The following is a 24,740-nucleotide window of genomic DNA, read 5'->3' as shown; positions in this document are numbered from 1 at the left end:
CCGGGCGCCCCGGCGGCCGGCGTTCGGAGCGCGCGCCGGCCCTGGCTCGCTCAGCCCGAGGTCGCCAAGAGCTCCGCGTCGCGCGCCTCGGCGCCGGGCCCGAGCGGCTGGCCATACGAGAACTCGACGTAGTTGCCGTCCGGGTCCTTGAGCGCGCAGAAATACGCCACCGGATAGGGCAGCTCCTTGGGCGGCCAGACGAGGTGCTCCCGGCCGCGGCGCGCGATCTCGTCCACGGCGTCGCGGCTCTCGAGCGCAAACCCGAAATGGCTCATGTCCTCCGGCGCCTGCGGCGCGCGCCGGCCGCCCTCGATCATCACCAGGACGAACGCCCGCTCCTTCCCCTCCTCGGCGAGCCAGGCGACGCGCGTGCCGGCGTCGTTGCGCTCGTGAACCACCTTGAGCCCGCAGAACTCGCGATAAAAGGCGATCGTCGCGTCGAGATCGCTCACGTGGAGCGCGACGTGGGTCATCAGCGGTTTCATTGTAAACTCTCCTACTTTTTTTCTCCGGATAGACGACCAGACGAACGAGCACGGCAGCAGCAGAGGCGCTCCCCCCGATGCTCGATGAGGGGTTGCCGCCCTATGCGGGCTCGAACGCCTTGCTCGCCGCGTACCCGCGCGCGGCGGACCGGATCTTCTCGATCTGCGCTCGATCGAAGGAGACGGGCGCCCCGGTGCGCGTGTAGCTCATCACGTTGTCGTCGACGCCGCTGTGCCCGAGCCCGAAGAAGTGCCCGAGCTCGTGCGCGAGCACGGTGGGCCGCGCGTTCGCCGCGATGATCACGCAGCGGCGCTCCGGCGTCGCCCGGTTCCGCCAGTGCACGCCCATCCGGAAGCGCCGCGGATCGTCGACGTCCCGCAGCGACGCGACAACCATCACGTTGATCCGGCGCGCCTCGAGCACCGCGGCGAGCGCGTCCCGGTCGGCGCGCGTCTCGAGCCGCAGGAAGCGCGGGGCGAGCGCGCGCGAGCCCACCTTGCGCAGCGCCACGCCGGCGGGCTCGAACAGCCGGACCGCCTCGGCGATCTGCGCGTCGATCCAGGCGTCGTCGCGCACCGGCTTTCCCGCCGCCTCCTCCGCCACGGCGATCGACAGGGGAAACGCCGGGAGGGGCGCGGGCGCGCGCCCCTCGGCGCGGGCCAGGCCCGGGGCGAGCGCGCCGGCGAGGAATGGACCGGCTGCGGCGAGCACGACGCGGCGGGAGATCATGGATAAGACCCTATCTCATCGACCACCCCACGATCGCGAAAACGCCCGTGAGCCGCCGCCCTGCGCCGGCGCGCGAGGCGATGGTGCGCGGCCCGCCGCGGCCGCTTGCTCCCCTTGTGGCTGCGGCGCGCGGCGGGTAAGAGGTCTCCCCATGATGCGAGGCGCGCTCAGCGATATCACGAGGGCCGTCGGCCACACGCCGATCGTCAAGCTGAACCGGGTGACCGAGGGGCTCGAGAGCGACATCTATGTCAAGTGCGAGTACCTGAACCCGGGCGGCAGCCACAAGGATCGGGTCGCGCTGAACATGATCCGCGACGCCGAGGCGAGCGGGCTCAGGCCGGGCGGGACCATCGTCGAGGCGACCAGCGGCAACACGGGCGCCGCCCTCGCCATGGTCGCGGCCATCCGGGGTTACAAGTGCGTCTTCGTCATGCCAGACAAGATGTCGCAGGAGAAGATCGCGACCCTGCGCGCCTACGGCGCCCGCGTCGTGGTCTGTCCCACCGCCGTCGAGCCCGACGACCCGCGCAGCTATTACCAGGTCGCGAAGCGCATCGCCGACGAGACGCCGAACTGCTTTTACGCGAACCAGTACCACAACCCGTCGAACCCCGAGGCCCACGTCGGCTCCACCGGCCCAGAGATCTGGGAGCAGTGCGGGGACGAGCTCGACGTCTTCGTCGCCGGCATGGGGACCGGCGGCACCATCAGCGGCGTCGGCAAGTTCCTCAAGCAGCGGAGGCCGGACATCAAGATGGTCGGCGTCGATCCGGTCGGCTCGCTCTATTACGATTACGTGAAGACGCAGCGGATCACGAAGCCTTTCGCCTACAAGGTCGAAGGGATCGGCGAGGATTTCTTCCCGAGCACGATGAACCTCAAGATCATCGACGAGATCATCCGGGTCGACGACAAGGAATGCTTCCTCATGACCCGGGATCTCGTGCGGCTCGAGGGCCTCTTCGTGGGCGGCTCCGCGGGCGCGGCGGTCGCCGGCGCGATCAAGTATGCGCGGCAGAGCGGGAAGAAGGAGAACATCCTCGTCCTCTTGCCCGACGGCGCGTCAAAGTACATCTCGAAGATCTTCAACGACGACTGGATGCGCGAGAACGGCTTCCTCGAGGAGGACAAGGGCCTCGGGACGGTGCGCGATCTGCTCGCCGTCAAGCCGAGCGGCGCGGTGGTCACCGCCGACGCGAACGCGCGGGTCCGCGAGGTCATCGACATGATGAAATCGCACGGGATAAGCCAGCTCCCGGTCACCGAGGGCGGCAAGCTGCGCGGGATGGTCCACGAGGTCGACCTCTTGCGGCACCTGGTGGAGGGGAGCGGCACGCTCGACTCGAGCATCGGCGGGCTCGTCGAGAGCGACTACGCGACCGTGACGCCGGCGACGAAGGTCGAGCTCCTGAAGGGCGTCCTGAGCGACGCGAAGATCGCGCTCGTCGTCGACGAGGAGACGGTGCTCGGCGTCGTGTCCAAGATCGACCTCATCGATTATCTTGCCCGCAAGGCGACGCCGGCGCTCGGCTGAGCGGCTTTACAGGACAGGAAAGGGACACCGCGGTGACACACGACCTCGAGACGGTGCGGCGCGCGCTGCACGACCATATCGTGAACGAGATCCTGCTGCGCAAGGCGCCGCTCGCCCTGGACGAGGATCTCTTCGAGGGCGGGTCCGGGTTCGACTCCATGTCGCTGACGCGGGTGCTCGTGTTCATCGAGCAGCGCTTCGGCGTGAAGATCCCGGACGAGGAGGTGGACCTCGACGCGGTGTCGACCGTGGACCGCATGGCGCGCTTCGTCGCCGGCCGCATCGCGGCCGCGCGGGGCTAGCGGGGCCGCGGTGGCCGCCCCCTACCGGCTGCGCGCCGAGGACCTCTCGGCGCGCGGCGACGCCGTGGCGCTCGCGTCGCGCGGCGCCGCGGTGACCTACGCCGAGCTCGCGGCGCGCGCGGCGGACGTCGGCGCGGCGCTCGCCGGGGCGGGCGTGCGCCCGGGCGACCGGGTGGCGCTGCTCTCCTCGGGCCGCGCGCACGACGAGCCGGTGGCGCTCGTCGGGGTGCTCACGGCCGGCGCCGTGGCGGTCCCGCTCGACGCGACCGCGCCGCCCGCGCGGCTCGGGCGGATCGCGCGGGGCCGGGGGTGCCGGGCGCTCGTGCTCGACGCCGCGGCTCGCGGCCTCGCGGACGGGATCGACGCCGCGCTCGGCGGCGGCCTCGCGCGGGTGGAGCTCGACGCCGAGGGCCGGGTGCTGCGCGGGGCGGCGCCCGCCCGCGCGGATGGCGACGATGGCGCGAGCCGCGAGGGCGGCGCCGCAGGCGCGGGCGAAGGCGGCGCTGGAGGCGCCGGCGGCGAAGGTGCCGCCGCAGGCGCGGGCGGCGAAGGCGCCGCCGAGGCGCAGGAGCTCGCGTGCATCCTGCACACCTCCGGCAGCACGGGCGAGCCGAAGCCGGTGCCCATCACGTGGGCCGGGCTCGACGCGTTCACCGCCTTCTGCATCGATCTCATCGGCCTCGCGCCGGCGGATCGGGTGCTCCGGGTGGCCGAGCTGGTCTTCGATCTCGCGTGGTTCGACCACCTCGCGACGCTCCGCGCCGGCGCGACGCTCGCGACCATGGCGCGGCGCGATCTCGCCTCGGGCCGCGCGCTGCGCGACGCGGTCGCCGCGCTCGCGCCGACGGTCATCTACGGCGTGCCGTCGATGTTCATGAAGCTCGTCGCGGCGCTCCCCGCGGCGGGACCGGGCGCGCCGGCCGGGGCGCTCTCGCCGCCGGTGCGCGCCATCCTCTTCGCCGGCGAGGTGTTCCCGCCGCGCGAGCTCGCGGCGCTCGCGGCGCGCGCCCCCGGCGCGGCGCTCTACAACCTGTACGGCCCGACCGAGACGAACGTCTGCACGTTCCACCGCGTCGACCGCGCGGCGCTGGACGGGGTGAGCGAGGTCCCGATCGGCGTCGCGTGCCCCTACGCGGCCTGCGCCTTGCTCGCGCTGGACGCCGACGGCGAGGGCGGCCGCGCCATCGAGGGCCCTGGCACGGGCGAGCTCGTGGTCTCGGGGCCGACGACCGTGGGCGGCGGCCCGTACCGGACGCGCGACCGGGTGGAGCGCAAGGCGGACGGGCTCTTCTACTTCCGCGGCCGCATCGACCGGATGGTGAAGATCCGGGGCTACCGGGTCGAGCCGGGCGAGGTCGAGGCGGCGCTCGCGGCGCACCCCGCCGTGCGCCAGGCCGCCGTGATCGCCGTCGAGGACGCGCGGCTCGGCAAGACGCTCCGCGGCTTCGTCGCGCTCGCAGGCGACGCGGACGACCGCGCGCTCCGGATGCACCTCGCGGAGCGGCTGCCTCCGTACATGGTCCCGGAGACGATCGTCACGATGGACGAGCTGCCGCGGACCCCGACGGGGAAGATCGATTATCGCGCGCTGCCCGGCTGAGCGCGCGCGGCGCGCCGCGGCCACGCGCGCTCGCGCAGACCGCAGCTCGCGCCGCGCTCGCCGGCCGTGGGCGTCGCGATCCGCCCGACCTGGCGGGGCCTCAGTCGTTCGACCGCTCCGGGGGCTCGTGCGAGCCGGGCTCTTTCCGGAACGAGACGGCCATCCGGTTCCAGGCGTTGATCGTCGCCACGAGCCAGGTCAGATCCGTGAGCTCCCGCTCCGAGAAGTGCCGACGCACAGCGTCATACGCGGGATCGGGCACATGATCCTGGGCCACGAGGGTCACCGCCTCCGTCCAGGCGAGCGCCGCCCGCTCGCGCTCGTTGTAATAGGGGGCCTCGCGCCATGCGCTGAGCCCGTACAGCCGCTGCTCGCCCTCCCCGGCCGCCCGCGCGTCCTTCCAGTGCATGTCGATGCAGAACGCACAGCCGTTGATCTGCGAGGCGCGGAGGAGCACGAGGTGCTTCAGCGGCCCCTCGAGCGAGCTGCGCTTCACACAGGCGCTCAGCGCCAGCATCGCTCTGTAAGCCTCGGGGTTGACGCTCGCGTAATCGATGCGTGATTGCATGCTCATCCTCCGTGGGCATCCCTTCTGCGCCGGCCACGCCGCGCGCGACAGCCCACCTTTAAGCGGCGCGCGGCGCCGCGGCGAGGGCCACTTCGCCACGATCGACGGGATCCACCCGCGCGGCGCGCTCGCGCTCGCGCGCGCGCCGGGGCTCGCGCAAAGACCCAATACATCTATTTGTCGTTTTGCGCCTTCGCGCCTTTGCGCCTTTGCGTTGAGCTCTCCCTGCGGATCCCTGGCGGGTGGAACTAACGCAAAGCCGCCCTGAGCCGGCGCGCGCCCTCATCGATCTCGTCCTCCCCCGCCGCGGCATAGCCGAGCACCAGCGCCCCCGGCCCGGCCGAACGCACGCGGAGCTCGGACAGCGCGACGCACCGCACGCCGTTCGCGGCCGCCCTCTCGGCCGCCGCGCCGTCCGCGCGCCCGACCGGCAGCCAGCCGAGCAAGTGCATGCCGGCGGGCGCAGCGCGCACCTCGAGCAACCCCCGGAGCTCCCGCTCCGCCGCCGCCACCAGCGCGGCCTGGCGCCGCTCGTACAGCACCCGCATGCGGCGCACGTGGCGCGCGAAATGGCCCTCGGCCATGAAGTCCGCCAAGACCGCCTGCTCCAGCGAGGGCGACGACACGTCGGCCAGCGCCTTGGCCGCGACGAACGCGTCGACCAGCCCCTCCGGCACCACGACGTAACCGAGCCGCAGCGACGGCGACAGCACCTTGCTGAACGTGCCCGCGTAGATCACCCGCGCGCCCGGCGACAGGCCCTGCAGGGCGGCGAGCGGCCGGCCCGCGTAGCGGAACTCGCTGTCGTAATCGTCCTCGAAGACCCAGCCGCCCGACGACCTCGCCCAGTCGAGCAGCGCGAGCCGGCGCCCGAGGCTCATCGTCACGCCCAGCGGGAACTGGTGCGACGGCGTCACCACGGCGAGCCGCGCCGGGAGCCGCCGCGCGACGGCCGACGCCACGTCGAGCCCCTCCTCGTCGACCGGCACCGGGACCGGCGTCGCCCCGGCCGCCACGAGGGCGCTCCGCGCCGCGGTGTAGCCCGGATCCTCGACCCAGACCGGATCGCCCGGATCGAGCAGCACCTCGGCCGCCAGCGAGATCGCCTGCTGGGCGCCGCCGACCACGATGACCTGCTCCGGCGTGCACCGCACGCCCCTCGCGGTGACGAGGTAGTCGGCGATCGCCCGGCGCAGCGGCGCGTACCCCTGCGGCTCGCAGCGCGGCACGAGCGCCCGCCACGAGCGGTCCCAGCGCCGGCTCATCAGCCGGCCCCAGACGGCGGCGGGGAAGGCGTCGAACGCGGGCACGCCCACCTGGAACGCCCAGCCGGCAGGCCCGAGCTGCGCGGCCGCGCGCCGGAACGGCGACGCGGCGCCCGCCACGAGGACGCCGCGCCTCGACAGGGCCCCAGCGCCCGGCGAGGGCGAAGGCCGCGGCTCGGGCCTCGGCCGGGCGAGCAGCAGGCGCTCCGGCAAGGCGTCGGCGACGTACGTCCCGGAGCCGATCCGGCCGCGCAGGTACCCCTCCGAGAGGAGCTGCGCGTACGCGCCGAGCACCGTGTTGCGCGAAAGGCCGAGGTGGGCCGCGAGCGCCCGCGTCGACGGCAGCTTGCTCCCGGATCGCAGCCGTCCGGCGAGGATCGCGCCGCGCACCGCTTCGTAGACCTGCCGGTGGAGCGGCGCGCTCGACGCCGGGTCGAGCGCCACGGCCGTCACGGCGCCGGCGGGCGGAGAGGCCCGCCGCGGCCGCTTCGTCGAGGTCGCCCGCGCCCTCGTCGAGGTCGCCCGCACCTTCGTCGAGGTCGTCCGCGCCTTCGTCGAGGTCGTCCGCGTCAACGAGGCGATCTCCGGCGCCGCTGAAGAGATCGGTGGGAAGAACGGGAGGGAGCGCCAGCCGGTCGGCCTGCGCCGCGCGCCGCTCCCCCCGGGGCGCCCGTCAGTGCGTCCCCACCTTCGCGCCCGCGCTCGCGCGCGCCGACGCCGACGCCTTGAAGCTCGGCTTGGGGATCGAGATGCTGGGCGCCTTGATCTGCACGTTCACGCTCGGCGGCGTCACGCGGACGCTCGGCGCCTTGACGTTCACGTTCGCCTTCGCGTGGGCCTTCGCGCCGGCGCCGGTGTGGACGTGGACCTTCGGGTCGAGATCGGCCTTCGCCTTCAGGTCGGCGTGCGCGTGCGCGTGCGCGTGCCAGTCGGTCTTCACGCGCACCTTCACGCGCGGGGCGTGCGCGTGGACCGCGAACGCCGCCCCGGCCCGGTAGCCGCAGAGGGCCACCGCCGAGCGGCCCGCGTTCCGCACGGCGACCGTCACCTTCAGCGGATCGGCCGCGAGCGCGAGCTTGCCGGTCAGGTACGCCCCTGCCGAGACCCCCGCGGTCGCGGCCACCGGGGCGAGGACGACCACCTGCGGCGCCTCGGCCACCACGCCGAGCGTGACCTTGCGCTCGCCGATGTCGATGGGCTTCAGGTCGACGTCGAGCACGTAGACGCGGACCTCGCCGGTCACCTCGTCGACCAGGAGCTCGAGGCGGTCGTCGCCGACGATCTCGATGCGCCCGCCGTGCGGGCCGAGCTTGCCCTCCGGGAGCCCGAGGTCCGCCGCCCCCTTGGCGTTGGCGTAGAGCTCGGCGGTGCCGCCGGCGGGGACGTGCAGGGTGCCGTTCCACGGCTTGCCCGCGACGTTGAGCGTGTAGCCGATCTCCGTGAGATCCGCCTCGAGCTTGGGGCCGGCGGCGACCAGGAGCCCGGTCTTCGCGTCGAGCGTCAGCGGCAGGGTCTTCTCCCCGGACGCGTCCTTCCACAGCAGCGTGCCGCTCACGTCCTCGCCGATCGGCTTGCCGTCCGGGCCGCTGACCGCGGCCTTGACGTTCCCGTCCGCGGCGACGTTGAAGGCGGCCTTGCCGCTCTCGTGCTCCTCGACGTAGGCGCCTTCGCCGATCGCCGACTCGGCGGTGGCGGTCACCTCGACCGTCGCGTTCGCCTCTGCCGGCTGCTCTTCCTTGCCGCACCCGGGCGCGGCAAGGCCGATCAGCAGCAGGGCGAACACTCCGGAAAGCTTGGTGATCTTCATGAAATCCTCCTCGGTGCGAGCGAGCCCTCGGCGGTGAGCCGCGGCCTCGCTCGGGCCGGCGCGCCGGAGCCGAAAGCTCCCCGGACGCGCCAGCGTCGGAGCGCATCATACGACGAGATGCCCCGGAAGGCGCGGACGAGCGCGAATATCGGTGGGAATCAAAAGATCCAGAAGAACCGAGGTGGGACAACGGGGCTCACGGCCGCTGAGCGGCCGTGTCGGGCCTACCCGCAATTCGTTCAGGCAGCGGGCCGCGCGTCGATCGATTCCCGATCACGCGCGCTGCGGCGCCCCGATCAGGGGCTCTCGGCGCCCTGGCCTTCGGTCGCCTGCGTCGCGATGAGCTGCGGGCACTTGCGCGACACGGCGTCACAATCCGGAGGAACGGTATCCAGCGAGCTCAGGGAAGAGTCGCACGTGAGCGCCCGGACCTGCTGCGTCTGGGCGACCAAGCAGACCTCGTACTCGGCCACGGTGGCGGTGCAGCCCGCGCGCTGGTCGGTCGGAGGCATGCAGTCCGGATGGGCGACCTCCTCCTCGGCCGGCTCCTCCGCGGAGACGCACTCGTCCCTCAGCGTGCCGCACGGCTTCCCGAGGGCGGTAGACGCTAGGAGCCCCAGGTATTCACAGGCATCTTCCTTGGTGAGCTTCACCCTCGCCTCGAGCGAATCGCAGGCGGACTGGACGTCGTCGGCCGTCAGGTCCTTGAGCTGCTTGCTGCTCATGGCGGTGTCCGTCGGGGCGGAATCTGCACCTTCGCCGCCGCACGCGGCGAGGGAGAGGACGGTCAGAAATGCCCCGAGATGAGTCGATCGCTTCATTCGCTATCTTCCTTTCTAAGTGCGGCCGCGGGCGCGGCCTTGGGGCTCCCGGGAGCAAGCCATGTACCTCGTTCTCAGTTGTGCACGATTGAGCCGCTCGACGGGGCGGCGGCCCCGCAAAACAGGACATCGACCACGGAGATGCGGAATCTGCCGAGCGAGAAAAGAGAACCATTCTCGACAACCCGAGCGTCCCGAGGGCGCCGAGACGTCCTGGCCCGAGCGCCGCGCCGGGAGGTCCTCCGCCGCTGTCGCGCCGGGGCGCCGGCGGAGGGCCGCAGCCTCGCCTCACCCCTCGTCGCGTGTGGTCGTCTGTCGGTGCGATGCCCTCACCGCGGCGCTCGTGCGATGATCGGGGCTCGACGCAGACTTGTTGTAGGATCGGCCGCCTCGTGACATCATCGCAGCCCCTCGGGTGGATGTACTCAGTCCCAGCGGCGATGTGGGGAGACCGCCTTTGGCCTACCACCTGGAGCGAATCCCGGCCCAGGCCCGGGGGGCCGCGGTCCCCAGATGATCACGACGCCAAGCTCGGGACAGGCTAGGCACGCTCCGGATCTCCCCGTGTCCATCGGGCCGTGGCGGGTGCTCGCGCAGCTCGGCCGCGGCGGCATGGGGGTCGTCTACCGCGCCCAACACAGCGGGACCGGCGCGCTCGCGGCGCTGAAGACCGTCTGCGTGGGCGACGCGAGCCTCGTCTCCAGCATCCGCCGCGAGATCCACGCGCTCCGGGGCGTCCAGCACCCGGGCGTCGTCCGGATCCTCGATGAGGGCGTCCAGGGCGGGATCCCGTGGTACGCGATGGAGCTGCTCGAGGGGCGCACGCTCCGGGACCACAACCAGGAGCGCTGGCGCCCCCGCGGGACCTCGAACAGCGAGGTGACCGTGAGCGTGTCCGCGATCCTCGACGCGGAGACGAGCACCGCCACGGCCGAGATCGCGCCCGACTCGATCATCCCGCGCTCGTACCAGCCGTTCGCGCCGCGCCCGTTCCACCGCGCGGCGGGCGGCGCGCTCCGCCAGGCGCTGGCGCTCCTCCGCGCCATCTGCCGGCCGCTCGCGTACGTCCACGGCCGGGGCGTCGTCCACCGCGATCTCAAGCCGGACAACGTGTTCATCCGCGAGGACGGGGCGCCGGTGCTCTTCGACTTCGGCCTCGCCTTCCGGTTCGAGGGCCACAAGGGGCGCGACGAGCTCCAGGCCGGCGGCCGGCTCATGGGCAGCCCGGATTACATGTCCCCCGAGCAGATCCGCGGCGATCTCGTCGACGCGCGCGCGGACCTCTACGCGCTCGGCTGCATGCTCTACGAGGCCGTCACCGGGGCGGTCCCGTTCCTCGGCGACTCCAGCGCGGTCGTGCTGTCCATGCACCTCTACGCCGAGCCGCTCCCGGCCTCCGAGCTCGTCGCCGACGTGCCCCCCGAGCTCGACGCCCTCATCGCGCGGCTCCTCAAGAAGCGCCCCGAGGACCGGCTCGGCTACGCCGACGACGTCGCGAACGCGCTCGCCGCGCTCGGCGCCGACGACGCGCCGCCGCCGCGCGACGAGGCGCCCGCGCCGCCGGCGCAGCCGTACCTGTACCGGCCGCGCCTCGCCGGGCGCGGGGAGGCGCTCGGGCAGATCAACGCGGCGATCGAGCGCGCGAACGAGCGCCGCCAGGGCAGCCTCGTCCTCGTCGGCGGCGAGAGCGGCGTCGGCAAGACGCGCCTCGCGGTCGAGGCGGTGCACCAGGCGGCGCTCGTCCACATGGCCGTGGTCACGGGCGCGTGCGCGGCCGTGTCCGCCGAGGGCGAGCGCGACGGCGCGGTCAGGGCCGCGCCGCTGCACCCGTTCCGCCCCCTCCTGCTCGCGGTGGCCGACCGGTGCAACGAGCTCGGGCCCGGCGGCTACGACGCGCTGCTCGGCCCGCGCGGCCGGGTCCTCGCGCCGTACGAGCCGTCGCTCGCCCAGCTCCGCGGCCACGAGCGCACCCCGGAGCCGCCGGAGCTCTCGCCGGACGCGGCCCGCTTCCGGCTGCGGACCGCGCTCGCCGACACGCTCGCCGCGTTCGCGGCCACGAGGCCCGTCCTGCTCGTGCTCGACGACCTCCAGTGGGCCGACGAGAGCTCGCGCGACGTCCTCGAGCACCTCGACGACGCCTACTTCGCGGCCCACCCCGTGGTCCTGCTCGGCGCCTACCGGACCGAGGAGGCGACGCCCGCGCTCGCCCCGCTGCTCGGCGCGCCCTGGGCGTCGCGGATCGAGCTCGGGCGGCTCGATCGCGCGTCGGTCGGGCGGATGGTGCGCGACATGCTCGCGCTGGACGAGCCGCCCGAGGCGCTCGTGCGCTACCTCTTCGAGCAGTCGGAGGGGAACCCGTTCTTCATCGCCGAGTACCTCCGGGCCGCGATCCAGGAGCGGATGATCTACCGGGACGAGGCCTACGTGTGGCGCATCCGCGCGAGCGCCGAGGGCACCGCGGCGCAGGCGCTCGCCCGCGCCGCGCGCGCGAGCCAGCCGCCCCCGTCGCTGCCGCTGCCGGGGTCGCTGCGCGAGCTCGTCGCGCGCCGGCTGTCGGGCCTGAGCCCGGGGGCGCTCGCGCTCGCGCGGCTCGCCTCGGTGCTCGGCCGCGAGCTCGAGGAGCGCCTGCTCCTCGGCGCCGCCGGCCTCGCCGAGGTCGAGGCGATGGACGCGCTCGCGGAGCTCGCCGGCCGCCACGTGCTCGAGGAGACCGAGCCGGGGCAGCTCCGCTTCGTGCACGACAAGCTGCGCGAGGTCGTCTACGCCGGCATCCCCGAGCCGGGGCGGCGGGCCCTGCACGGCGCGGCGGCGCGCGCGATCGAGCAGCGGCACCGCGACGCGCCGGACCTCGCGCTGTCGTACCCGCTCCTCGCCCACCACTACGCGACCGCGGGCGTCGTCCAGAAGACGCTCGAGTACCTCGACAAGGCGGGCGCCCAGGCGCTCGCGACCGGCGCGTCCGGCGACGCCGTCGATTTCTACCGGAGGGCGCTCGATCTGGACGGCGCGCTCTCGCCGGAGGAGCGCGCGTCGCCGCTGCGGCGCGCGCGCTGGGAGCGGCGGCTCGGCCAGGCCCACTACAACGTGGGCGACCTGATCGGCGCGGAGCGGCACTGCGCGGCGGCGCTGGAGCTGCTCTCGCGGGGCGGCGCGGGGTGGCTGCGCGCCTCGGGCGGCGGCGCGCCGCGTGGGGAGCGCGGCGGCGCGCCGATCGGGGAGCGGCTCCGCGCCGCGGCGGCCTCGATGAAGCAGCTCGGCCTGCAGCTCGCGCACGTCGCGGGCCTGCCGATCCCGGTCGCGAGCGACGCGGCCGAGCGCGAGCGCTTCACGGAGGCGTCGCTCGCGGCGGAGAAGCTGTCGGAGACGTACCTGTTCCGCAACGAGCCGACGCTCGCCTTTTTGGCCGCGCTGGCGGCGACGAACGCCGCGGCGCGGCTCGGTCCGTCGCTCGCGCTCGCGCGCGGCTACGCGACCCTGAGCGTCGCGTTCGGGTATGTCCCGTGGAAGGCCGTGGTGGACGCCTACGCCGCGCGCGCGGCCGAGGCCGCCGCGGCGCTCGACGATCCGCGGGGCGTCGCGTCGGTGTCGTTCCTGCGCGGGCTGACGGCGCTCGGCGAGGGCCGGTGCCGGGACGCGCGGGCGCTGCTGACGGAGGCGGAGCGGCTCGCGGAGGCGCTGCAGGACCGCCGCCGCAAGGAGGAGTGCCTCGCGCTGCTCGCCGGGGTGGCGCACACCGAGGGCCGCTGGGCGGAGGCGCTCGACCGGTACGGGGCGCTCGCGGACGCGGCGCGCGCGAGCGACAACGCGCAGGGGCACCTCTGGGCGGAGAGCGGCCGCGCGCAGTGCCGGCTGCTGCTCGGCGACGGCGAGGGCGCGACGGCCATCTTCGAGGCGCTGTCGGCCGAGGTGCAGCGGATCGGCGACCGCACGCAGCAGATCACGCACGGGCAGGTCGCGCTGGGGCACCTGCTCCGCGGCGCGCGCGACGACGCGCGCGCGGCCGCCGAGCGGACGCTCCCCATGATCCGCGACGGGCAGCCGGCCGGCTATCACTGCCTGTACGGCTACGCGGCGACGTGCGAGGTGCTGCTCGCGCTGCTCGAGGAGGCCCGCGCCCCGTCGGAGCGGCGCGAGCTCGGGCGGCGCTCGGCCGAGGCGTGCCGCGCGCTCGGCCGGTACGCGCGCGTCTTCCCGCTCGGGCGCTCGATCTCGCTCCGCCTGCGGGGGCTCGCCGCGTGGCTCGCGGGCGGCCGCGCGCGCGCGCGGCGGCTCTGGGCCGCGGCGATCGGCGAGGCGCTGCGGCGCGGCCTGCCCGTGGACGAGGCGCGCGCGCGGTTCGAGCTCGCGCGGCACCTCGAGCGCGGGGATCCGGGGCGCGAGCGGCAGATCGCGCGCGCGGTCGCGCTCTTCTCGGCGCTCGATCTGCAGTACTGGCGGGACCGGGTGGCGCGGCTGCGAGAGCGGTAGTCGAGGAGGCCCGGCCGCCCCCTCCATGGCTTCTCGCTCGGACGTCCGCCCATCTCCGCGCCGCGCGACCTGCTCCCTCGACGGGACGTGTCGTCTTCCTATGTCTGGAGCGGATGACCGTACAGGCACGGATGATGGCCTGGCGTCGTGACCACAACCACAGAGTCGCCGCGTTCACCGCAGCACGAGCTGTGTGGCAACAAACGCTGAATCATCCAGCTCACGAGTGCGTCTAGCATCGCGCCGGATCGCGCCTCGGATCGAGCCGATCGCCCCACGCGCCGTGGCGGGCTGAGCGACACGGAAAAGGGGGCTCGCCCCGCGACGCCCGCGCGCGCCCCGCCGGACGTCATGTAGGCAGAGCAGCGATCCACCCGGAACTCCGGAAAGGCCATCTGCCCTGGACGCCTGAGAGGCCGCCGCGACGGAGAACCAAGAAGCGAAAACGTCGAGCCAATCCCGGTCTTATCCGTTGGACAACGTATGAACCCAGGGTATACACCGACGATCATTGCCGGCGCGCTCCCAACACATGGGCAAAAACGCACAGGGAATCCATGCATTATCTGCGGAGCCCGTGCCCTGGACGACGAATTTCCGCGTCGACTGGGAGACTATAAGGTCTCATAAAGGAAGGCGAGCACGCGTCACCCCGCATCCGGCGGAGGAGCGGAAAGTTCTACAAGACTGAGGGCCACGAGCATCATCAACACAGGTGATCCCAAGTAGCCAGATTGGGCCATGCCCATAATCACCGACGCTCGCGCGCGAGCCCGGGGCGACACCGGAAACAGTCACCATCAACGTTCGGCACTCGACGTCGTGAAACCTATTCAACCCATCTCCCCCCGACTGCCTTGCCTGCCCGCCGCGGCGCCGGCGTCGGAGCGGACTGCCTACCAGACCATCTCCGCGGTCGTCGGCTCATCGCACTATCGCGCGCTGTCCGACGACGCCTTGAAGGACGAGGACAACGCCGCCTGGGTGCTCGGCCTCGATCCGGACGTGAAGCAGGCGTGGCTCGACCGCATCCGCTGGATCCGCATCGTCGATCGCCTCGCCGAGAACGAGCGCATCGAGCCCCACGAGCGGCGCTTCAGCCGGTTCATGGAGGCCTGGAGGCTGCTCCGTTCACGCGGCTTCGTCGATCCGAGCTGCCCCTTCGCGAGCGAGCTCTCGGCCATCCGCGCGCTGTGGCTCCGGGACGCGATCGGCCCAGGACACGACCCCCCCGCCGACCAGGACGACATGCAGGTGCGCGCGCTCGCCGCCTGGGACGCCTACCTGCGCGCCCTCGCCGACTACCACGCTCCCGGGCTCCTCATCCGCACGATGAAGGAGCACGACACCATGCTGGCGCGGCTGTCAGGGCATATCTTCCAGCTGGTTCCGTTCCTGACGAAGGAGCACTGGGACGCAGCCGGGGAGTTCGGCCGGCTCGACCAGTTCTTCAACAACCTGAGGGACATGCAGGAAGACGCCGATCGCGGCCTCTGCTACCTGCCCGAGGAGGAGCTCACGCGCCACGGCGTCACGCGCGCTCAGGTGATCTCCGGACGGTGCGTCGAGCTGCCCGGATACCAGCGCCTGATGCGGTCCTGGCTCGAGGAGGTCATGCCTTCGCTCTACGCGCGGGCAGCGCCGTTCATCGGCGCGCGCGGCCTCCACCCCTCGCTCGAGATCATGAGGGAGTGGAGCCTGCGCCGTTATGCCCGCATCGCGCGGGTGTTCCGCGCGACCGGCTTCGATCACCGCCGGTTCCCCGCGCGGTACTGGGCCGAGGTGCGGCGCGACCTCGCCGAGCGGCGGCAGCTCCCCCGCGCTCACCCCGCGTAACGCCTCACCGTCGAGAGCAGCGCGTCCGGGTCGAACGGCTTGCCCAGCCACGCGTCCGCGCCGACCTCGGCCGCCCGCCGGTGCGCGTCGGCCGCGGCGGTGAGCACGATGATGGGCGCCTGCCGCCCGTGACGCACCTCGAGCTCGCGCGCGAACTCCGGGCCGTTCATCACCGGCATCTTCATGTCGAGCAGGATGAGATCCGGGAGATCGTGCTCCAGCTTGGCCAGCGCCTCGCGGCCGTTGCACGCGATCTTGACCCGGTAGCCGTCCTCCTGGAGCACGAGGGAGACGAGCGCCACGAGGTCCGCGTCGTCCTCCACCAAGAGCACCGTCTTTGCATGTCTTTCGCTCATCGTCGGTCCACCGCGGTGGCCTCGCTGCTGAGTGGGACGGTGAAATAGAACGTGCTGCCCTTGTCCTCCTCGCTCTCGAACCAGATGCGACCACCGTGACGGGTGATCATGTCCTTCGCAAGGAACAGCCCGATGCCCATCCCGCCGTAGTCGTGTCGGGTGTCGGTGTGGGCACGGAAGAAGCGCTCGAAGATCCGCTCCTGCTTGTGCGCCGGGATGCCGACGCCCCGGTCGCGCACCGACACGACCGCCTCGAAGCCGGGGGTCGAGCCGTGGCGCTGCGAGAAGAGCGCGGCGTCGCAGCGGGGCGGCGAGGACACCGGCGCGCGCTCGGCCACGGCGACGCTGACGTCGATGTCGCCGCCGTCCGGCGAGTACTTCACCGCGTTGTCGAGCAGGCTCGCGAGCACCTGGCGCAGCCGCTCCGGATCGGCGCGCACGACGGGCGGCCGCTCGGCGCCGAGCGAGAGCCGCACGCGGTGGCGGCTCGCCGACTTGGCCACGCGGTCGACCGTCTCCTCCAGGAGCTCCTTCAGATCGACGTCCTCCTCCGAGACCTGGAGCACGTCGAGCGTGACCTGCGAGATCGCCAGGAGATCGTCGACGATGCGGTTGATCCTGTCCGCGCCGCGGTCGATGGCCTCGAGCATCTTGCGGCGGGGCGCCGGCAGGTCGCTCGTGTTGCGCAGGAGCGCGAGCGCGTAGCCCTTCATGATCGCGACCGGCGTCTTGAGCTCGTGCGCGCCGACCCGGATGAACTGGTCCTTGACGAGATCGAGCTCCATGAGCTCCGTCACGTCGCGGGCGACCGTGACCGCGCCGAGGATCGCCCCGCCCTCGCTGCGGATCGGCGCCGCGCTGGTGCGCAGGAAGACGTCCCGGCCCGCGCGGCCGTTCGCGAGCACCTGCTCCTCCTGCACGATGGTCTCGCCGGCGAGCGCCCGCACCATGGGCAGCTCGTCGCGCGTGAAGGCGCGGCCGTCGGTGTGGCGCATCCGACTGAGGTCCATCACCTCCTCGACGATCCGGCCGGCCTGCTCGGAGCGGCCCGACAGGCCGAGCAGCCTGAGCCCCGAGGCGTTGATCATCGTCAGCCGGCCCTGGCGGTCGCACGCGAACACCCCCTCGACGAGGTTGTCCAGCACGGCGCCGAGCTGCGCCGCGCGCTGCGCCGCGTCCTGCAAGAGGCGCTCGCGCTCGGCCAGGTAGCTGCGCATGCGCCGGGACGACTCCTCCAGGCGATCGACCATGGCGTTGACGCCGCCCGCCAGGGCGCCGATCTCGTCCTTGAAGTAGACCGGGATCCGCTCCAGCCGGTCGACCTCGCCGCGCTGGACGATCTTCTGGATGACCGCGGCGACCTGCTGGAACGGGCCCGCCAGGGCGCCCGCGAGGAAGCCGGCGCAGACGGGCGCCCAGGTGACCGCGACCATCGAGAAGATGGCCAGCGTGAGCTTCAGGCCAGGCTTGGCGGGCCCCGCCGTCTCGCCGAGCACCATCGCCGCCATCCAGCTCGTCGGCGCGATGGCGAGGCAGGCGCCGAGGATCACGAGGCGGACGGCGAGCGAGTAGCCCTTGCCGGGCACGGACAGGCCGCGCTCGCGGGCGATGAGCGAGATGACGCCGGCGGCGGGCGAGAGCAGGCGGCCGAGGATGCTGTAGGCGAGCGGCAGCGCGGCCGCGAAGAGCGCCAGCGCGAACAGGGCCAGCGCGACGCCGCGCTGGACGTCGAGCGGGCTCTGGTCCGGCGCGATGTAGTAGAACGCTACGGTGACGGGCAGGTACAGGAGCGCCCAGGACACGGCCCAGACCGTCGCGAACGAAAGCGGCGTGTCGTAGGCGGCGTTCGCCGCGGCGAGGATGAGCTCCTCCGGGGGCGCCGCGCCGCCCAGCTCCTCGACGCCCGCGCCGCTCCGGAGCGGGTGGGCCACGGCGTACCGCCGGAGGTGCTCGATCGGACGGAGCATGTGGACGAGCAGCGCGACGAGGCCCGCCGTCTTCACGACATACATGAGCCCGATCAGCCCGAGCATGCGCGCCTGGACCGACGAGTCCACGACGCCGAGGAGCCGCAGGTGAGCGACCGGGACGAGCAGGCTATACGGCAGCTCGATGCCGAACGCATAGGCCACGACCCGGGGGGTGAAGGATGGAGTCCGGGCCCTCCCCGGATTCCAGATTCTAGACCAGGCGGCTCGGCTGATCGCCACGTCCGTCACCCCCCATGTTGAAGCATGGCTGCGGGGTCCGCGCCTGTGGGGTCCGCCGCGCCAAGCCGATGAGTCAGGTCGCCAGGCCGCTTTGCTATGGAACCGATGCGCGGATTGTCGACCTATTTGAGCGACGGCTCATGTCGATTCGCTCGACTCCGACTCACGCGTTCCGTCCTGGCCTGGGCGATCTTTCGGTTTCCCTGATGAGCTCAGGCGGTGCCTTATGGCGCTCCTGGCGATCAAGAAAAGGATGGTGATCACGTGGCGCGCGCGCAAGCCGCTCGCCTCGCCGCGGTAGACGGGGCGCACGCTGACCTCGCGGACGCGGAGGCGGCGCGCCGCGAGCGCGGCGAGCAGGTCGTTCGGGTAGCCGTAGCGGGGCCAGAGGCCGTCGAGGTCGAGCGCGTCGATCGCGCGGGACGAGATCGCGGTGTACCCGCACTGGCTGTCGGAGAGGGCGTCGAGCCTCGCCGCGCGGCGGGTGAGCGCGGCGAGCGCCGCCGTGGCCGCGAGCCGCGGGAGGGGCATGACGCGGAAGACGTCGGGGTGCCGCAGCCGATCGCCCTTCACATAATCGGCCTCTCCCGAGAGGATCGGGGCGACGACGCGGGGGAGGTCGCGCGGGTCCATCTGCCCATCGCCGGCCATGACGGCGACGGCGGCGGCCCCGCGGGCGCGAGCGCGCCGGTAGCCGGAGACGATCGCCGCGCCGACGCCGCGGCACTCGGCGTGCACGACGACCTCGAGGCGCTCGTCCCCGGTCCCGCGCGCGAGCTCGGCAGTGCCGTCTCGACTGGCATCGTCCACGACGATCACGTGGTCGACGAAGGCGGGGACGGCCCCCACCGCCTCGGCGATCCACCCGGCCTCGTCCCGCGCGGGGATGACCACTGCGACGCGCGCACCGTGGAGCACGCGGGTTCCTAGCGGAAGGCGCGGCCCTCGGCAACGCGCTCGGCGCCACGTCGCGCGCCGCGAGCCCCTGCGCGCCCGGGCGTGGTAGAGGGAGCGCGCTCCGCTCCACACCGCTCCTGCCATGCACCGCCGCACCGCCATCGCCCTGGGGATCACCGCCGCCGCGTGTGGGCTCACGGGCTTCACCGTCATGCGCCATCCCGGCGACACGACCCCCGAGAGGGCGTATCTCCGCCTCGCGAGCGCGCTCGGCCGCGGCGACGTCCGGCCCACCTTCACGGCCCTCGACGATGAGGCGCAGCGCGCCTGCCACGACATCCGCGACCATCGACAGAAGACGAGCGACCGGATTCAGGAAAGCTACCCGGAGCCGGAGCGCTCGAAGCTGCTCGCGCTGTACAGGGCCCACGCCGAGGCGCCCGACGGCGCGGACGTCTGGGTCGAGATGGCGGCGCGGCTCGGCTGGATCGCCCGCCTCCGCCGGGATCTGTCCGGTGTCGCGCGGGTCGAGGTCGACGGCGATCGCGCGGTCGTGGAGACCGCGCGGGGGACGCGCTACCCGTTCCGGCGGCGCGAGGGCGGCCTCTGGGGGCTGTCGATGTTCACCGCGGAGCTGGTCGCCGAGGCGGAGCGGGCCGCCCGGGACTGGGACGTCGTGGAGCGCGCGGCGCTCGATTACGATGGATTGCGGCGATGACGACCGCGCGCGGCCGTGAGCGCCGCGCGCGCGGTTGTCATCGCCTGCGGGGCCCGGTGGGGCCGTCACCTGCCTGCCTTCTGCCGGAGCTCGGCGTACGACGCGCCGGGCGTGGTCGTCTCGGCCGGCAGCCCGGCGGGCCCCCACCCCTTCTCGGTGAGCGCGCCGAACGCGTCGCGCGGCCCCTCGAAGCCGGCGCGCTGATCGATGACGGCCGTGTAGCCGGCGGACACCATGGCCTCGGCCGCGCGCATCGAGCGCTGTCCGGACCGGCAGCCCACGATGATCTTCGCGTCCTTGGGATAGAGGGAGCAGACCACATCGAGGAAGTCCGGGTTGGGCTTCATGCCGCCGGCGGCGGCGTGCATGAGCGGCACGTTGTGCGCGCCGCTCGGGTGCCCGGCCGCATATTCCGGCTCGCTCCGGACATCGAGGTAGAGATACCCCTCCTCGTCGATGAGCCTCTTTGCCTGTTCGGGTGATACGCGCTTGATGTCCGCCATGGGCGCAGTCTACCTCTGGCGCGGCGCTGTCGTCAGAACGTATGGATGAAGAGCCCGCTGCGGAGCTTCGGCTCGAACCACGTGCTCTTCGGCGGCATGAGCAGCCCCGCGTCGCTGACCGCGAACAGCTCGCCGATCTGCGTCGGATAGAGGCGGATCGCCATCGTGAACGCGCCCGAGTCGACGCGCCGCTCGAGCTCGGCGATGCCGCGGATGCCGCCGACGAAATCGACGTGCTTGTCCCGGCGGGGGTCGCTGACGCCGAAGATCGGGCCGAGGATCTGGTCCTGGCAGATGGAGCAATCGAGCGAGGCCACCGGGTCGTTCGCGTCGAACGACCCCGGGCGGGCCTTCGCGGTGAACCAGCGGCCGCCGAGGTAGAGCCCGAAGGCCCGCGGGCCGGCCGGGGCCGCGGCCGCGCCGTCCTGAGCCGGCGCGACGTCGAGCCGCTCGCCGAGGGCGGCGAGGATCGCCTCCGCGCTGCGGCCGGCGAGGTCTCGCACGACGCGGTTGTACGGCATGATGTTCATCTGGTCGTGCGGGAAGACCACGGCGAGGAAGACGTCGTGCTCGCCGCCGTCGCCGCGCAGCTTCCTGTGGACGCGCGCCGCCGCGGCGCTGCGGTGGTGGCCGTCGGCGACGTAGAGCGTCGGGATCGCCTGGAAGCGCTCCTCGAGGTCGGCGGTCGCCGCGCGGCCGAGGACCCAGAGCTTGTGCTCGACCCCGTCGGCGGTCGTGAAATCGTAGATGGGCGGCGACTGCGTGGCCGCCGCGACGGCGCGGTCGATGCCCGCGTCGGCGCGGTACGTGAGGAACACCGGCTCGTCGTGGGCGCCGAGCTCCTCGATGTGGCGGGTGCGGTCGTCCTCCTTGTCGGGGCGCGTCTTCTCGTGCTTCTTGATGACGTCCTGCTCGTACTCCGCGACCGAGGCGCAGCCGACGACGCCGATCTGCCGGTGATCGCCCATCTTCTGGGCGTAGAGGTAGAGGTGCGGCTCCGGGTCCTGCGCGAGGTCGCCGCTGGCGATGAGGTCGGCGAGGTTCTGCGCGCCGCGGGCGTAGACGGCGTCGTCGTGCTCGTCCGTCCCTTCGGGCAGGTCGATCTCGGGCCGGGAGACGCGGAGGAAGCTGTGCAGGCCCCCGGCCGCGAGCGTGCGCGCCTCGGCGGTGGAGATGACGTCGTACGGCGGGCTGGCGACGCGGGCCGCGTGCGCCTGGGGAGGTCGGTAAGCGCGGAAGGGTCGGACGGTGGCCACGGGGAGCGACTAGCCCAACGGCCGGGGCGCGTCGAGACGGCTCCGGCTGCGCCGAGCAGGGCGAGCAGACCGCGCGCGCCCGCGCCGACGCCGGCGACGTCGGCGCTGATGGCGGCGCGCGGCGCGTGCTAGAGGGACACGCGCGCTCCGCGAGCAGCCGCAGCCGCCGACATCGCCCCCCGCACGCCGCACGAAGAGGAACCTTGTCCAGCTCCGGTGAGTCCTACCCTCCGTCGCGCTTCTCGACCCTCCCGCCCGGCTCGTCGGACGACGACCTCGCCCTGCCGGGCGAGGTCCCCTCGTTCTCCAGCTCGCGATCCCGCCGGGTGATCGCCGTCGGGGGCGGCCGCGGGGGCGTCGGGAAGGCGACGCTCGCGGTCAACCTGGGCGTGTACTTCGCGCAGCTCGGGCGCGACGTGATCATCATCGACACCGACGCCTACAGCCCGGGGTTGCACGCGGCGCTCGGGATCGAGGCGCCGCCGCTCGTCACGCGCGAGGACATCGAGGAGGGCAAGGCCGAGCCGATCGCGACCACGGTGCCCGGGCTCCGGCTCGTCCCGACCGCGTACGACCCGATGACGGCCACGCCGCTCCGGCCGAGCCGCGCCGCCTACTGGATGAAGATGATCCAGGAGCTCGACGTCGACTACGTCATCGTCAGCCTCGGCGCGGCGACCGGCTCCTCGACGCTCGACCTCTTCCTGCACGCCGACGTCAGTATCTGCGTCACCACGCCCGAGCCGCTCGCGGTCGAGCACTCCTACCGCTTCTGCCGCGCGCTCTACCAGCGCACCCTGCGCCGCGCGCTCATGAAGGAGCGCTTCAAGATCCGGCTCGTCGAGAAGGTGGCCTCGTCGCTCCCGGCGCTCGCGACGCCGCGCGACTTCATCATGGAGGTGAAGCGCTTCGACGAGGGGGTCGCGTCGCTCGCCGCCGCGCAGCTGCCGCGGGTGAAGCCGCACCTCGTCGTCAGCCAGACGCGGCACCGCTCGGACCTGGAGCTCGGCCCGGCGATGAGCGCCGTCTCGGAGCGCTTCCTCGGCATCTCCCTCGATTACCTCGGGCACATCGAGCACGACGACGCGGTGTGGCTGACCGCGCGGCGCCGCCAGCCGCTCCTCATCGACAGCCCGACCTCGAAGAGCGCGCGCAACCTCGAGCGCGTGGCCCGGCGCATCCTCGCGCTGCTCGCCGCGCGCGACTCGCGCCCGGCCGAGGCGCACGCGCGCGCCCTGGCCGCCGCCTCGAAGAGCGCCGCGCCGGCCACCCTGTACGAGGCGCTCGGCCTGGCCCGGACGGCCGCGGACGACGAGATCCGGCGCGCCTACAAGCGGCAGCGCGACATCTACCGCGAGGGGAGCCTGCCGGTCGTCAGCGTGCTGAGCCCCGCGGTGCTCCAGAAGGAGCAGGCGCGCATCGAGGAGGCGCACGACACGCTGCTCGATCCGGTGCGCCGCCGCGCCTACGACCTCTCGACCTACCCGGACGACCCGCGCATGCCGCTCGGCCCGGCGCGCGCCGAGAACGCCGCCGCCGCGGCCGAGCTCGCCATGCTCCAGGCCGAGCTCGCGCGCGAGATCAACGCCGAGACGCAGTTCAGCGGCGCGCTCTTGCGCAAGGTGCGCGAGTCGCAGGGGGTCGAGCTCACCGACATCTCGCAGCGGACGAAGATCTCGCTCGCGCACCTCCAGGCGATCGAGAACGAGGCGATGGGCGACCTGCCGGCGCCCGTCTATGTCCATGGATTCATTCAGGAAATCGCGAAGTTCCTGCGGCTCGATCCGGCCCAGGTGGCGAAGACCTACATGCGCCGACTGCGCGAGATCTCCGCCGGAACACGCCCCAGGCAGCATGGCTGAGGCAGCGCGCGCCGGCGCCGAGGCCGCGCGCGTGGGCGGGGAGGCGCCGGGCGCCGGCGGGGATCTCGCCTTCTCGGCGCTCGCGTTCGTGCTCGCGCTCCTGCCGCGGCTCTACGTGGCGATCGCGTGGGCGCACGAGCCGGTGTGGGACGGCCATTACTACGACTTCGGCGCGCGCCGGATCGCCGCTGGTCTCGGCTACTCGGACGATCTCATCGTCGGCGGCCAGGCGGTGTGGCACCCGTGGTGCCACTACCCGGTCGGCTACAGCGGCTTTCTGGGCCTCATTTACAAGCTGTTCGGTGCCGGGCCGCACGTGGCGACCGTCGCGAACGCGGTGACCGGCGCGCTGCTCGTCGTCGTGCTCCATCGCCTCGCCCGGTACGCGACCACGCCGGCGCGCGCCCGCGCGGCGGCGCTCCTCGCGGCGCTCTCGCCGGGGCTCGTCCTCTATGCTGCGCTCGTCATGACCGAGCCGCTCGCGGCGCTCGGCCTGGTGACGGCGCCGTGGCTGCTCGCGCGCGACGCGGCCCGCGGGCGGCCGGTCCGCGGCGCGATCCTCGCGGGCGCGGCGCTCGGGCTGGCGACGCTGGTGCGGCCGCAGAGCCTGCTCTGCGCGCCGGCGTTCGCGCTGCTCGCGCGCGGCGGCCCGGGCGGGGCGACCGGCGGGGTACGGGCCGCGTGGCGGCGCGGCGCGCTCGCGGCCGCGCTCGCGACCGCGACGGCCCTCGCCGTGGTGGCGCCGTGGACGATCCGGAACTGCCGCGTGATGGACGGCTGCGCGCTCGTCTCCACGAACGGCGGCTGGAACCTCGCCATCGGCGCGTTCCCGCGCGCGACGGGCCGCTTCGAGACGCTGCGCGCCGGGGACGGCTGCCCGATCGCGCGCGGACAGGTGGCCCAGGACCGCTGCTGGATGGCCGAGGGGCTGCGGTGGATCAAGAACGATCCATCCCGCTGGCTGGGCCTGATCCCGAAGAAGCTGAGCTTCACGTTCGATCACGAGTCGTTCCCGGTCGGGTACCTGGGCGAGGCGAACCCGGCGGCGTGGCCCGAGGGGCGGCGCGCGGCGTGGCGCCGGGTGCTCACGACGTCGCACCTCGCCTTGCTCTCCGTCGCGGGGCTCGGGGTGGTGGCGCTGCCGCGGCCGAGGCCGTGGCGGGCGCTCGTCGCGCAGCTGCTGGCGCTCGCGGCGGTGCTCGGGCTCGTCGCGTGGGGGGTGCTCGGGGACGAGCACGCGTTCTGGCCGCTCGCGGTGGCGATCCCGCTCCTCGCGGCGCTGCCGCTGCCGGGCCGGCCCGCGAACGGGGGCGTCGTCGGCTACCTCGCGTTCGCGGTCGCCTCGGTGGCGCTGACGCACGCGGTGTTCTTCGGCGAGGATCGGTATCACATGGTGGTGACCCCGGCGCTGTGCATCCTGGCGGCGTGCGCGCTGCGGCGTGGGGAGGCGACGCGCGAAGCAGGGCAGGAGGCGGCAGACCGCACGATGGGTTGAGGCTTGCAGCAAGCCCGATGCGTTG

At 73.2% G+C, this 24,740-nt stretch carries 19 protein-coding genes; 8 read left to right on the top strand and 11 right to left on the bottom strand.

The window, feature by feature from the left end; translation table 11 throughout:
• Positions 1-50 precede the first annotated feature (50 nt).
• Together WMF20_RS03130 and WMF20_RS03125 are read right to left on the bottom strand one after the other, a co-directional pair.
• Positions 51-485, bottom strand: coding sequence for a VOC family protein (locus WMF20_RS03130; protein WP_129572943.1), 435 nt, complete (start codon positions 483-485; stop codon positions 51-53).
• Positions 486-585: 100 nt separating this feature from the next.
• Positions 586-1,215, bottom strand: a complete 630-nt coding sequence (locus tag WMF20_RS03125) for a hypothetical protein (protein ID WP_437610547.1) — start codon at positions 1,213-1,215, stop codon at positions 586-588.
• Positions 1,216-1,366: 151 nt separating this feature from the next.
• Here WMF20_RS03125 and WMF20_RS03120 point away from each other — a divergent pair, with 151 nt between their 5' ends.
• From WMF20_RS03120 to WMF20_RS03110, 3 genes are read left to right on the top strand one after another with little or no spacing between them, the layout of a single operon-like run.
• Entirely contained in the window at positions 1,367-2,752 is a 1,386-nt protein-coding gene (locus WMF20_RS03120) for a cystathionine beta-synthase (protein WP_437610545.1), read from the top strand.
• 32 nt (positions 2,753-2,784) lie between these two features.
• Entirely contained in the window at positions 2,785-3,054 is a 270-nt protein-coding gene (locus WMF20_RS03115) for an acyl carrier protein (protein ID WP_020732644.1), read from the top strand.
• A 10-nt stretch (positions 3,055-3,064) separates the two neighbouring features.
• The gene (locus tag WMF20_RS03110) at positions 3,065-4,654 is read left to right on the top strand and encodes an AMP-binding protein (RefSeq protein ID WP_437610543.1); all 1,590 of its coding nucleotides are present in this window, start codon (positions 3,065-3,067) and stop codon (positions 4,652-4,654) included.
• Between the two features lie 100 nt (positions 4,655-4,754).
• Here the strand turns inward: WMF20_RS03110 and WMF20_RS03105 are convergent, their stop codons facing one another.
• From WMF20_RS03105 to WMF20_RS03090, 4 genes are all read right to left on the bottom strand, one after another.
• Positions 4,755-5,222: a carboxymuconolactone decarboxylase family protein gene (locus WMF20_RS03105; RefSeq protein WP_437610541.1), complete on the bottom strand. Its 468-nt coding sequence runs from the start codon at positions 5,220-5,222 to the stop codon at positions 4,755-4,757.
• A gap of 248 nt (positions 5,223-5,470) precedes the next feature.
• Positions 5,471-7,015 carry a PLP-dependent aminotransferase family protein gene (locus WMF20_RS03100; RefSeq protein WP_437617077.1) on the bottom strand — a complete coding sequence of 515 codons (1,545 nt, stop codon included), beginning with the start codon at positions 7,013-7,015 and terminating at the stop codon, positions 5,471-5,473.
• A gap of 145 nt (positions 7,016-7,160) precedes the next feature.
• A complete protein-coding gene (locus WMF20_RS03095; RefSeq protein WP_437610539.1) occupies positions 7,161-8,294 on the bottom strand; it encodes a hypothetical protein in 1,134 nt (377 codons plus the stop codon).
• Positions 8,295-8,590: 296 nt separating this feature from the next.
• A complete protein-coding gene (locus WMF20_RS03090) occupies positions 8,591-9,115 on the bottom strand; it encodes a hypothetical protein (RefSeq protein ID WP_129572937.1) in 525 nt (174 codons plus the stop codon).
• Between the two features lie 564 nt (positions 9,116-9,679).
• On the opposite strand from WMF20_RS03090, the gene WMF20_RS03085 reads away from it, so the two are divergent.
• A complete protein-coding gene (locus WMF20_RS03085) occupies positions 9,680-13,582 on the top strand; it encodes a serine/threonine-protein kinase (RefSeq protein ID WP_437610537.1) in 3,903 nt (1,300 codons plus the stop codon).
• Between the two features lie 822 nt (positions 13,583-14,404).
• On the top strand, positions 14,405-15,418 hold the full coding sequence (locus tag WMF20_RS03080; protein ID WP_437610535.1) for a squalene/phytoene synthase family protein: 1,014 nt from the start codon (positions 14,405-14,407) through the stop codon (positions 15,416-15,418).
• Here the strand turns inward: WMF20_RS03080 and WMF20_RS03075 are convergent.
• The 3 genes from WMF20_RS03075 to WMF20_RS03065 all read right to left on the bottom strand — a co-directional run bounded on the left by WMF20_RS03075 (position 15,406) and on the right by WMF20_RS03065 (position 18,902).
• The gene (locus WMF20_RS03075) at positions 15,406-15,774 is read right to left on the bottom strand and encodes a response regulator (RefSeq protein ID WP_044985472.1); all 369 of its coding nucleotides are present in this window, start codon (positions 15,772-15,774) and stop codon (positions 15,406-15,408) included. The genes WMF20_RS03080 and WMF20_RS03075 overlap by 13 nt on opposite strands.
• Positions 15,771-17,906 (bottom strand): HAMP domain-containing sensor histidine kinase, encoded by a 2,136-nt coding sequence (locus WMF20_RS03070; RefSeq protein ID WP_437610533.1) that lies wholly within the window; start codon positions 17,904-17,906, stop codon positions 15,771-15,773. Before WMF20_RS03070 ends, WMF20_RS03075 begins: the two co-directional genes overlap by 4 nt.
• Before the next feature lie 216 nt (positions 17,907-18,122).
• Positions 18,123-18,902, bottom strand: a complete 780-nt coding sequence (locus WMF20_RS03065; protein WP_437610531.1) for a glycosyltransferase — start codon at positions 18,900-18,902, stop codon at positions 18,123-18,125.
• A 121-nt stretch (positions 18,903-19,023) separates the two neighbouring features.
• On the opposite strand from WMF20_RS03065, the gene WMF20_RS03060 reads away from it, so the two are divergent.
• On the top strand, positions 19,024-19,599 hold the full coding sequence (locus tag WMF20_RS03060) for a hypothetical protein (protein WP_129572934.1): 576 nt from the start codon (positions 19,024-19,026) through the stop codon (positions 19,597-19,599).
• A 65-nt stretch (positions 19,600-19,664) separates the two neighbouring features.
• Here WMF20_RS03060 and WMF20_RS03055 read toward each other — a convergent pair whose 3' ends face one another.
• Both WMF20_RS03055 and WMF20_RS03050 read right to left on the bottom strand, forming a co-directional pair.
• On the bottom strand, positions 19,665-20,102 hold the full coding sequence (locus tag WMF20_RS03055; RefSeq protein ID WP_129572933.1) for a rhodanese-like domain-containing protein: 438 nt from the start codon (positions 20,100-20,102) through the stop codon (positions 19,665-19,667).
• Positions 20,103-20,134: 32 nt separating this feature from the next.
• Positions 20,135-21,358, bottom strand: coding sequence for a DUF1015 domain-containing protein (locus WMF20_RS03050; protein WP_437610529.1), 1,224 nt, complete (start codon positions 21,356-21,358; stop codon positions 20,135-20,137).
• A gap of 203 nt (positions 21,359-21,561) precedes the next feature.
• Here WMF20_RS03050 and WMF20_RS03045 point away from each other — a divergent pair, with 203 nt between their 5' ends.
• Both WMF20_RS03045 and WMF20_RS03040 read left to right on the top strand, forming a co-directional pair.
• A complete protein-coding gene (locus WMF20_RS03045) occupies positions 21,562-23,220 on the top strand; it encodes a helix-turn-helix domain-containing protein (RefSeq protein WP_437610527.1) in 1,659 nt (552 codons plus the stop codon).
• Positions 23,213-24,715 carry an ArnT family glycosyltransferase gene (locus WMF20_RS03040; RefSeq protein ID WP_437610525.1) on the top strand — a complete coding sequence of 501 codons (1,503 nt, stop codon included), beginning with the start codon at positions 23,213-23,215 and terminating at the stop codon, positions 24,713-24,715. The genes WMF20_RS03045 and WMF20_RS03040 overlap by 8 nt, the downstream gene beginning before the upstream one ends.
• Positions 24,716-24,740 lie beyond the last annotated feature (25 nt).

The organism is Sorangium sp. So ce834 (assembly GCF_051521425.1).
GTDB classification, from domain to species: domain Bacteria; phylum Myxococcota_A; class Polyangia; order Polyangiales; family Polyangiaceae; genus Sorangium; species Sorangium cellulosum_D.
Note: the sequence above shows the minus strand (reverse complement) of the source record. Positions and strands in the feature narration are given on the sequence as shown.